This window comes from Ruegeria atlantica (assembly GCF_001458195.1).
Taxonomy (GTDB): Bacteria; Pseudomonadota; Alphaproteobacteria; order Rhodobacterales; family Rhodobacteraceae; genus Ruegeria; species Ruegeria atlantica.
In genome coordinates, this window is record NZ_CYPU01000011.1 from 16,159 (window position 1) to 25,386 (window position 9,228).

Annotated in this window: 18 protein-coding genes; 17 read left to right on the forward strand and 1 reads right to left on the reverse strand. The window is 56.1% G+C overall.

Annotated features, from left to right (window positions below; translation table 11 throughout):
• The first annotated feature begins 8 nt into the window (after positions 1-8).
• The 6 genes from rpsN to rpmD all read left to right on the forward strand — a co-directional run bounded on the left by rpsN (position 9) and on the right by rpmD (position 2,523).
• Positions 9-314 (forward strand): 30S ribosomal protein S14, encoded by a 306-nt coding sequence (gene rpsN, locus RUA4292_RS02595; protein WP_010437098.1) that lies wholly within the window; start codon positions 9-11, stop codon positions 312-314.
• 13 nt (positions 315-327) lie between these two features.
• Complete coding sequence (gene rpsH, locus RUA4292_RS02600) at positions 328-720, forward strand: 30S ribosomal protein S8 (RefSeq protein ID WP_008757119.1); 393 nt, start codon at positions 328-330, stop codon at positions 718-720.
• A gap of 12 nt (positions 721-732) precedes the next feature.
• Entirely contained in the window at positions 733-1,266 is a 534-nt protein-coding gene (rplF, locus tag RUA4292_RS02605) for a 50S ribosomal protein L6 (RefSeq protein ID WP_058276175.1), read from the forward strand.
• 11 nt (positions 1,267-1,277) lie between these two features.
• Positions 1,278-1,637: a 50S ribosomal protein L18 gene (gene rplR / locus RUA4292_RS02610; RefSeq protein ID WP_010437103.1), complete on the forward strand. Its 360-nt coding sequence runs from the start codon at positions 1,278-1,280 to the stop codon at positions 1,635-1,637.
• 115 nt (positions 1,638-1,752) lie between these two features.
• Positions 1,753-2,322, forward strand: coding sequence for a 30S ribosomal protein S5 (gene rpsE, locus RUA4292_RS02615; RefSeq protein ID WP_058272455.1), 570 nt, complete (start codon positions 1,753-1,755; stop codon positions 2,320-2,322).
• Between the two features lie 12 nt (positions 2,323-2,334).
• Positions 2,335-2,523, forward strand: coding sequence for a 50S ribosomal protein L30 (rpmD, locus tag RUA4292_RS02620; RefSeq protein ID WP_008757946.1), 189 nt, complete (start codon positions 2,335-2,337; stop codon positions 2,521-2,523).
• A 102-nt stretch (positions 2,524-2,625) separates the two neighbouring features.
• Here the strand turns inward: rpmD and RUA4292_RS02625 are convergent, their stop codons facing one another.
• On the reverse strand, positions 2,626-3,057 hold the full coding sequence (locus RUA4292_RS02625; RefSeq protein WP_058276176.1) for a MarR family winged helix-turn-helix transcriptional regulator: 432 nt from the start codon (positions 3,055-3,057) through the stop codon (positions 2,626-2,628).
• Positions 3,058-3,134: 77 nt separating this feature from the next.
• Here RUA4292_RS02625 and RUA4292_RS02630 point away from each other — a divergent pair, with 77 nt between their 5' ends.
• From RUA4292_RS02630 to rpsK, 11 genes are all read left to right on the forward strand, one after another.
• Positions 3,135-3,503 carry an antibiotic biosynthesis monooxygenase family protein gene (locus RUA4292_RS02630; RefSeq protein ID WP_058276177.1) on the forward strand — a complete coding sequence of 123 codons (369 nt, stop codon included), beginning with the start codon at positions 3,135-3,137 and terminating at the stop codon, positions 3,501-3,503.
• Between the two features lie 21 nt (positions 3,504-3,524).
• The gene (locus tag RUA4292_RS02635; RefSeq protein WP_058276178.1) at positions 3,525-3,971 is read left to right on the forward strand and encodes a hypothetical protein; all 447 of its coding nucleotides are present in this window, start codon (positions 3,525-3,527) and stop codon (positions 3,969-3,971) included.
• 203 nt (positions 3,972-4,174) lie between these two features.
• A complete protein-coding gene (locus tag RUA4292_RS02640; protein ID WP_058276179.1) occupies positions 4,175-4,390 on the forward strand; it encodes a DUF1127 domain-containing protein in 216 nt (71 codons plus the stop codon).
• 199 nt (positions 4,391-4,589) lie between these two features.
• A complete protein-coding gene (locus RUA4292_RS25105; RefSeq protein WP_233493314.1) occupies positions 4,590-4,733 on the forward strand; it encodes a hypothetical protein in 144 nt (47 codons plus the stop codon).
• Positions 4,734-4,751: 18 nt separating this feature from the next.
• Entirely contained in the window at positions 4,752-5,144 is a 393-nt protein-coding gene (locus tag RUA4292_RS25110; RefSeq protein ID WP_233493315.1) for a hypothetical protein, read from the forward strand.
• A gap of 55 nt (positions 5,145-5,199) precedes the next feature.
• Positions 5,200-5,427, forward strand: a complete 228-nt coding sequence (locus RUA4292_RS25115; protein ID WP_233493316.1) for a hypothetical protein — start codon at positions 5,200-5,202, stop codon at positions 5,425-5,427.
• Between the two features lie 142 nt (positions 5,428-5,569).
• The gene (gene rplO / locus RUA4292_RS02650; RefSeq protein WP_058272380.1) at positions 5,570-6,043 is read left to right on the forward strand and encodes a 50S ribosomal protein L15; all 474 of its coding nucleotides are present in this window, start codon (positions 5,570-5,572) and stop codon (positions 6,041-6,043) included.
• Between the two features lie 109 nt (positions 6,044-6,152).
• Positions 6,153-7,517, forward strand: coding sequence for a preprotein translocase subunit SecY (gene secY / locus RUA4292_RS02655; RefSeq protein WP_058276180.1), 1,365 nt, complete (start codon positions 6,153-6,155; stop codon positions 7,515-7,517).
• Positions 7,514-8,182 (forward strand): adenylate kinase, encoded by a 669-nt coding sequence (locus RUA4292_RS02660; protein ID WP_058276181.1) that lies wholly within the window; start codon positions 7,514-7,516, stop codon positions 8,180-8,182. Before secY ends, RUA4292_RS02660 begins: the two co-directional genes overlap by 4 nt.
• Before the next feature lie 201 nt (positions 8,183-8,383).
• A complete protein-coding gene (gene rpsM, locus RUA4292_RS02665; RefSeq protein WP_058272383.1) occupies positions 8,384-8,752 on the forward strand; it encodes a 30S ribosomal protein S13 in 369 nt (122 codons plus the stop codon).
• Between the two features lie 14 nt (positions 8,753-8,766).
• On the forward strand, positions 8,767-9,156 hold the full coding sequence (gene rpsK, locus RUA4292_RS02670) for a 30S ribosomal protein S11 (RefSeq protein ID WP_037311698.1): 390 nt from the start codon (positions 8,767-8,769) through the stop codon (positions 9,154-9,156).
• The last annotated feature ends 72 nt before the right edge of the window (positions 9,157-9,228 follow it).

Below are 9,228 nucleotides of genomic sequence, written 5' to 3' on the forward strand. Positions count from 1 at the left end.
ATTGAGACATGGCTAAAAAAGCAATGATCGAACGCGAGAAGAAGCGCGAACGCCTGGTGGCCAAATATGCCGCAAAGCGTGCCGAGCTGAAAGAAATCGCGAATGACGAGAGCAAGCCGATGGAAGAGCGCTTCAAAGCGCGTCTGAAACTGGCGAAACTGCCGCGCAACAGCTCGGCTACTCGTCTGCACAACCGCTGTCAGCTGACAGGTCGTCCCCACGCTTACTACCGTAAGCTGAAGGTCAGCCGTATCGCGCTGCGCGAGCTGGGTTCTGCTGGTCAGATCCCCGGCATGGTGAAATCGAGCTGGTAAGGGAGAGAATGATATGAACGATCCTATCGGCGATATGCTCACCCGTATCCGCAACGCGCAAATGCGTGGCAAGTCCACCGTTTCCACCCCGGCTTCCAAGCTGCGCGGTTGGGTTCTGGACGTGCTGGCGGACGAAGGTTACATCCGTGGCTACGAAGCGACGACCGGTGAAAACGGTCATCCGGCCATCGAAATCAGCCTGAAATACTACGAAGGCACCCCTGTCATTCGCGAACTGAAGCGGGTCTCTAAGCCCGGTCGTCGCGTATACATGGGCGTCAATGACATCCCGCAGGTCCGTCAGGGTCTGGGTGTGTCGATTGTCAGCACTCCGAAAGGTGTGATGTCGGACCAGAACGCACGCTCCAACAATGTTGGTGGCGAAGTGCTCTGCACCGTCTTCTAAGGAGGTCTGTCAATGTCTCGTATTGGTAAACGTCCGGTCGAATTGCCCAGCGGCGTAACTGCCTCGGTTTCCGGCCAGACCATCGAAGTCAAAGGCCCGAAAGGCGCCCGCAGCTTCACTGCGACTGACGACGTTTCGCTGTCTGTCGAAGATAACGTGGTTCAGATCAACCCTCGCGGTATGTCCAAGCGCGCGCGCCAGCAGTGGGGCATGAGCCGCACAATGGTCGCAAACCTGGTGACCGGTGTGACCGAAGGCTTCAAGAAAGAGCTGGAGATCCAGGGTGTTGGTTACCGGGCTCAGATGCAGGGCAACACCCTGAAGCTGAACCTGGGCTACAGCCATGACGTTGATTTCGTCGCTCCGGAAGGTGTCACCATCACCGCGCCGAAGCAGACCGTGATCATTGTGGAAGGTAACGACCAGCAGCAGGTGGGCGAAGTCGCGGCGAAAATCCGTGAATGGCGCCGTCCCGAGCCCTATAAGGGCAAAGGCATCCGCTATAAGGGCGAGTTCATCTTCCGCAAAGAAGGCAAGAAGAAGTAAGGACGCAAACAATGGCAAACAGCAAAAGAACCCTGTTTCTGAAGCGCCGCCTGCGCGTTCGGAACAAACTTCGCAAGGTCAACGCGGGTCGTCCGCGTTTGTCCGTACACCGTTCGAACAAGAACATCTCTGTTCAGTTGATCGACGACGTACGTGGCGTGACCCTGGCTTCGGCCTCGACCCTGGAAAAAGATCTGGGTGTTGTTGGCAAGAACAACGTCGAAGCGGCCACCAAAGTGGGCGCGGCCATCGCCGAGCGTGCCAAGAAGGCAGGCGTCGAAGAGGCCTATTTCGATCGTGGCGGCTTCCTGTTCCACGGCAAAGTGAAGGCTGTCGCCGACGCTGCGCGTGAAGGTGGTCTGAAGATCTAAGACTTGCGGGCGGGTTTCGATCCGCCCCGATGATCCGGGGGCCTTGGCAATGCCGGGGCCCACTTGGATTGAACAAACGACGCCGCAAGCGTCACCAAAGAAAAGGGATGCCAAAATGGCAGAACGTGATAACCGCCGGGGCCGTGGACGTGACCGCGACGAAACTCCGGAATTCGCAGATCGTCTGGTTGCGATCAACCGCGTATCGAAAACCGTAAAAGGTGGTAAGCGCTTTGGCTTCGCCGCTCTGGTGGTCGTAGGCGATCAGAAAGGCCGCGTAGGCTTTGGCAAAGGTAAAGCGAAAGAAGTACCTGAAGCCATCCGCAAAGCGACTGAACAAGCCAAGCGTCAGATGATCCGCGTGCAACTGCGCGAAGGTCGTACCCTGCACCACGACATCGAAGGCCGTCATGGCGCCGGTAAAGTGGTTATGCGCAGCGCACCTGAAGGTACCGGTATCATCGCCGGTGGTCCGATGCGTGCCGTGTTCGAAATGCTGGGCGTGAAGGACGTTGTGTCCAAGTCGCTGGGCTCGCAGAACCCGTACAACATGATCCGCGCCACCATCAACGGCCTGCAGAAAGAGCAGAGCCCGCGTTCGGTTGCCCAGCGTCGTGGCAAAAAGGTTGCTGACATCCTGCCCAAGCGGGACGAAGCACCAGCTGCTGCTGAAGCAGAAGCATAAGGAGAGCGACCCATGGCAAAAACCATCGTCGTCAAGCAAATCGGTTCCCCGATCCGTCGCCCCGCTGAACAGCGCGCGACTCTGATCGGCCTGGGCCTGAACAAGATGCACAAAACCCGCGAGCTTGAGGATACGCCCTCGGTCCGCGGCATGGTCAACAAGATCCCGCATCTGGTTGAGATCATCGAAGAGCGCGGCTAAGCGCCTTGCTTCTAAGAGCTAGAAACGCCTCCGATCAGTTCGGGGGCGTTTTTTTTGTTTAAGGGCAGTGTTGGCTGTCGCCTCACCCGATGTGGTTTTAGTTCAACTTGAACGTATTCCGCTTATTACCCGCCGCATGTAGCCCATGAACTGCGCCTGCTCATGCTCAGTCAGAACCTGCAAGGCTTGGGAATTCACGTTCTGGGCCGACTCATAGGCTCTGTTTCTAAGTGCGGCGGCCTTTTCGGTTAACCAGATCAACTGCGCCCTGGCGTCAGCGGGGTTTTTCGTTCTTTTGATCAAGCCGTCGCGCTCCATACGGTTGAGCGTGTTGGCCAGGGTCGCTTGTTCGACGTCAATTCTGGCCAGCAGATCCTTTTGGGTGACGCCGTCTTTGAGCCAAAGCTCCAGCAAGACTGGGAACTGTCCAACAACGATGCCCAAAGGCGCAATGTGGTGTTGCAGCTCTTTCGCGAACAATCGCGCCATGTGATTGACCAGATATCCGGCCGAGTTCTCTTTTTCGAAATCCATGCTTGAGATTTACACTTGAATAGCAAGCTATGCAATAATATATAGCAAGCTATACAAAAGAATGGAAAGGAATCGAAATGGCTCATATCGAAGAGATGGATAAGATCGTCACACTGGCTGATCAGATGCAGGCCGAGGAAGGCCCTGTGGTGCTGATCAACGTATTTACAGTGGACGCGAAAGACGAAGAGGCGCTGTTGAAGGCCTGGGCACATGATGCTGACTTCATGAAGTCCCAGTCGGGATATATATCGACTCAGCTTCATCAGGGGATCGCTGGCAGTTCGACTTTCGTGAACTACGCGATCTGGCAGGACGTCAAAAGCTTTCGCGACGCCTTCACCCACCCAGAGTTCCAGCGTCGAATTGCAGACTATCCCGAAAGCGCCGTGGCGCGTCCACATCTTCTAAGAAAGCTCACAGTCGAAAACCACTGCGTTGCCTGATGCCAAAAGCGGAGTAGGCACATGATAAAATCAATTCACCCTATCGCCGGTATAATCGGATTCCTGACAATATTCATGTTCTGGACATCCACTTTGTACTGCGAATTGTTTGCGACCCATGCGACTGTCGCGGCCGTAAAGTCCATGATCGTCAGTGGGCTGTTTATCCTTGTGCCCGCGATGGTGATCGTGGGTGCATCCGGCATGTCCCTTGGGCGTCGACGCAAGGACACACCGGCGCTAGCCAAGAAGAAGCGAATGCCGATCATCGCGATGATCGGTCTGTTGATCCTTGTTCCCGCTGCAATCTTCCTGAACGCGAAAGCGAGCACTGGGTCCTTTGACAACAGTTTCTACGCTGTGCAGGTCGTTGAGTTGCTCGCTGGTGCCACTAACCTCACTTTGATGGGGTTGAGTATACGCGACGGCCGGGCGATGACTGCCCGCAGAAGACGCGCGGGAAAGTAGCTGCACCAGTAGCAGCCGCTTACTCCCATGCAATTGGTCTCACAGCTGCGCGACCTGCTGCTCAGCTATTCAATAGATGCATAACGGCTAGACCGAAACTTCGGTTGTTAGCGATATCGCCCGGACCTATCTCAGCCCTGTCCAAACAAGGAACGCAAACAGTTGCCGGGGAATTCGCCCCGGGCAGAGAAAGGAAATACATCATGGCTCACACAGCTACATACACCCGCGACGGCTTTGGCCTGAGCGCCCGCATCGCGAACTTTTTCGAGCGCGTCAAAGAGGCAAATGCCCTGCGTGCTCAGTATGATCAGACTTATTCGGAATTGCAGAGTCTAACAGATCGTGAACTGGACGACATCGGTGTTCGCCGCTGCGATATAAAGGACATCGCTAGGGACCACGTTTATTGTTCGTGACCTTACCGACAACCTGACCAAGAGACGCCTGAGGGCGTCTCTTTTGATTCTGAGGTGCTCTTGGCACAGTCGACAGGAATTTCGCCCCAACCGTTGCGACCTAGCGGGAAATGGGCCAAATACGCGATAGGGCACCTGTCGGCGCCGTAACCAGGAACAACACGAAGGGCCGGAGCCGGTGAAAGAGTATCAGGTTGGCATGCTTTGGATTGAAGGCCCACTTAGCTTTCTCGAGCAGTTGTGCACCAAGTCCTTTCTGGATGTCGGCCAACATGTCCGCCTTTATACTTACGGGCCGGTCACAAACATCCCCGAGGGTGTCGAAGTGCGTGACGCGCGGTAAGTACTGGCGGATGATGAGGTGATCCTACACAAGCGCACGGGCAGTCCCGCGCTGCATTCCGACAAGTTTCGCGTGCAGATGCTGGCGAAAGTGCCGGACATAATCTGGGCCGATACCGACGCATATTGTGTCAAACCCTTTACAACTGAAAACGGTCATTTGCATGGTTGGCTAGCCGCGCACGAAATCAACGGTGGGGTGTTGGCTTTGCCTGCGGACAGCGCAACGCTGTATGATTTGATCGACTACACCAATAATCCTTATCGCATTCCGCATTGGTTGCCGCCCAAGCACCGCCAACCGCTAATTGACATGGCATTGGCCGGTGATCCCCCCTACGCAAGCGATATGCCGTGGGGCGTGGGGGCCGCGAGCGTTGACCGGGCTTTTGACGCTAAACAAAGAGGCTAGGTTTGCCCAACCACAAGAGGTTTTGTATCCTATAACATAAAAAGATCGACGGCTAATGGTGCGCGCCAATGGAAACGCCGAAGAGTTTCTAACTGACAACACCATGTCGATCCATTTCTATGGCCGTCGCATGCGTTCGTTCATACTCAATCGGTTCAACGGAATCCCACATCCGGAAAGCATGGTTGGCCGGCTGGTCGAAAAGCATGGGATCGACCCGCACGCAGCGCCCTTGCAGAAAAAAGCCGCAACAGACGACCTTGCCGACGGGTCTGACGAATGACGTATAGGGGCTGCGGGCTTGCCAACTTGTCCCAACAGTCCTATACGCCTGCGGTGGCTTTGCGCCATACGAATCAAAACCAAGAAATGCCGTGTCTGACCCATCACGCTTCGCGGGTCATTTCCGGCTTAGGAGAAGCGAAATGAAACTGAACGAATTGCGCGACAATCCTGGCGCCACACCGAAACGCACCCGCGTTGGCCGTGGTCCGGGTTCCGGCAAAGGTAAAATGGGTGGCCGTGGCATCAAAGGCCAGAAATCCCGTTCGGGTGTGGCCATCAATGGCTATGAAGGCGGTCAGATGCCTTTGTACCAGCGTCTGCCCAAGCGTGGCTTCAACAAGCCGAACCGCAAGGCATTCGCCGTTATCAACCTGGGCCTGATCCAGAAATTCGTCGACGCCGGCAAGCTGGACGCCAAAGCTGCGATCACCGAGGATGCGCTGGTCGCCTCCGGTCTTGTTCGTCGCAAGCTGGACGGTATTCGCGTTCTGGCCAAAGGCGAAATCAGCGCCAAATTGAACCTGGAAGTCACCGGTGCTTCGAAAGCTGCTGTTGAAGCAGTCGAGAAAGCGGGCGGCTCACTTACGGTCACAAAAGCTGCTGCGGCAGAGTAAGCGCTTGTGAGCGGGCCAAGACCCGCTTACATAGACCTCAGAGTTTTCCAAGACGCCGCCCGAGCCGGAAAACGGTTCCGGGCGGTGTTTTCATAAGAGAGACCGATTTATGGTATCAGCAGCAGAACAAATGGCAGCCAACACAAGCTGGTCTGCCCTTGGTAAAGCCACCGATCTGCGCAACCGCATCCTGTTCACGCTTGCATTGCTGATCGTCTATCGTCTGGGCACCTTCATTCCGGTGCCGGGGATTGACGGACAAGCACTGCGCGAGTTCATGGAGCAAGCGGGGCAGGGCATCGGCGGCATGGTTTCGATGTTCACCGGCGGGGCGCTGGGGCGGATGGGTATCTTTGCCCTCGGCATCATGCCTTACATTTCAGCCTCGATCATCGTGCAACTGCTGACATCCATGGTTCCCGCGCTCGAACAGCTTAAGAAAGAGGGCGAGCAGGGGCGCAAGAAAATCAACCAGTACACCCGTTTCGGCACCGTGGCCCTAGCCACTGTTCAGGCCTATGGTCTGGCGGTTTCGCTGGAATCGGGCGATCTGGCCACCGATCCTGGGCTTTTCTTCCGCATGTCGACCATGATCACTCTGGTTGGCGGTACGATGTTCCTGATGTGGCTGGGTGAACAGATCACCGCGCGCGGCATCGGCAACGGTATCTCTCTGATCATCTTCGTCGGCATCATTGCCGAGGTTCCGGCTGCTCTGGCGCAGTTCTTTGCGTCCGGTCGCTCGGGTGCAATCAGCCCCGCCGTGATCATCGGTGTGATCGTCATGGTTATCGTGGTCATTACCTTCGTGGTGTTCATGGAACGCGCGCTGCGTAAGATCCACATTCAATACCCGCGCCGTCAGGCCGGTATGAAGGTATACGAGGGCGGCTCCAGCCACCTGCCAGTCAAGGTGAACCCGGCGGGTGTTATCCCGGCGATTTTTGCCAGCTCTTTGCTGTTGCTGCCGGTAACGATCTCGACCTTCTCGTCGGGTGCCACGAACGGCCCGGTCATGTCGTGGCTGCTGGCCAACTTTGGCCCCGGTCAGCCGCTGTATCTTCTTTTCTTCGCGTCGATGATCGTGTTCTTTGCCTATTTCTACACATTCAACGTCTCGTTCAAACCGGATGATGTTGCGGACAACCTGAAAAAACAGAACGGTTTTGTGCCCGGCATTCGCCCCGGTAAGAAAACCGCCGAGTATCTTGAATACGTGGTGAACCGCGTGCTGGTTCTGGGTTCGGCCTATCTGGCGCTGGTGTGTTTGCTGCCTGAAATTCTGCGGAACCAATTCGCGATCCCGTTCTACTTCGGCGGCACCTCGGTTCTGATTATCGTCTCTGTGACCATGGACACGATCCAGCAGGTGCAGAGCCATTTGCTGGCGCATCAATACGAAGGGCTTATCGAAAAGTCCCAGCTGCGCGGTAAAAGCAAGAAACGCGGCAGGAAGGGACCCGCTCGTCGATGAACATCATTTTGTTGGGCCCGCCGGGTGCGGGCAAAGGAACGCAAGCGCGTCATCTGGTTGAAACGCGTGGTATGGTGCAACTGAGCACCGGTGACATGCTACGAGAAGCCAAGGACAGCGGGACCGAAATGGGCAACCGCGTCGCCGAGGTGATGGCTAAAGGTGAACTGGTAACCGACGAGATCGTCATCGGCCTGATCCGTGAAAAACTGGAACAAGGTGCCAAAGGCGGTTTCATTTTCGACGGTTTTCCGCGCACGCTGGCGCAGGCTGACGCGTTGGGAGATCTGCTGAAAAGCACCAGCGAAACGCTGGATGCGGTCATCGCGATGGAAGTCAACGATGACGCGCTGGTCGAACGGATCACCGCCCGCTCGACCTGTGGAGGCTGCGGCGAGGTCTACAATGACATCACCAAGCCGATCCCTGCCGATGAACAATGCTCCAACTGTGGCAAGGAAAACGACTTTAAACGCCGCGCCGATGATAATGAGGAAAGCCTCAAGACCCGTCTGATGGAGTACTACAAAAAGACCTCGATGCTGATCGGCTATTATTATGCCAAGGGCAACCTGTCCTGGGTTGACGGCCTGGGTGAAATCGACGCCGTTCAAAACGAGATTTCGCAGGTTTTGGATGGTGGCGTCGACGTCGGAAACGACTGATCCATTTCTGCCCTTGACCTGAACGGGAAAAGCCCATATCGACCCCCATCCCTAACGGGAATCACGACCGCATGCGGGATTCGTTCCGGATGCCCCGACCACCTCGAATAATACTGGGTCCTCTGGCGCCACTGCCAAGATCGAGTGTTGTGAAAAAAGGTTCCGGAGCTACGGAACCGCAACAAAAAAGGAAAGTGACACGTGGCACGTATTGCCGGCGTAAACATCCCGACTGCAAAGCGGGTACCTATCGCCCTCACATATATCACCGGTATCGGAAACACCTCGGCCAAAGCGATCTGCGAAGCCGTAGGCATCGACGCGACCCGTCGCGTCAATGAACTGTCCGACGCCGAAGTTCTGGCCATCCGCGAACATATCGACGCAAACTTCACCGTTGAAGGTGACCTGCGCCGCGAAGTTCAGATGAACGTCAAGCGCCTGATGGACCTGGGCTGCTACCGCGGTCTGCGTCACCGTCGTAACCTGCCCGTTCGCGGTCAGCGTACCCACACCAATGCTCGTACCCGCAAAGGCCCCGCAAAGGCCATTGCTGGTAAGAAGAAATAAGGAGGGTCTGACTGATGGCACGCGAAAAGACTCGTACCAAGAAAAAAGAGCGCAAGAATATCGCATCGGGCGTCGCCCACGTGAATTCGACCTTCAACAACACCAAGATCCTGATCTCGGACGTGCAAGGCAACGCCATTGCATGGTCTTCGGCAGGAACCATGGGTTTCAAAGGTTCGCGTAAATCGACACCTTACGCCGCTCAGATGGCTGCAGAAGATGCAGGCAAGAAGGCGCAGGATCACGGCGTCAAGACGCTGGAAGTCGAAGTTCAGGGCCCCGGCTCTGGTCGTGAATCGGCTCTGCGCGCGCTGGCTGCTGTGGGCTTCAACATCACGTCGATCCGTGACGTAACTCCGATCGCTCACAACGGCTGTCGTCCGCCGAAGCGTCGTCGCGTCTAAGCGATTTAGAATTGAGCTGGGGCTGTGTTTTTGCACGGCCCCAGCACGTCATTTTGAACCTCGGGCGTCTGC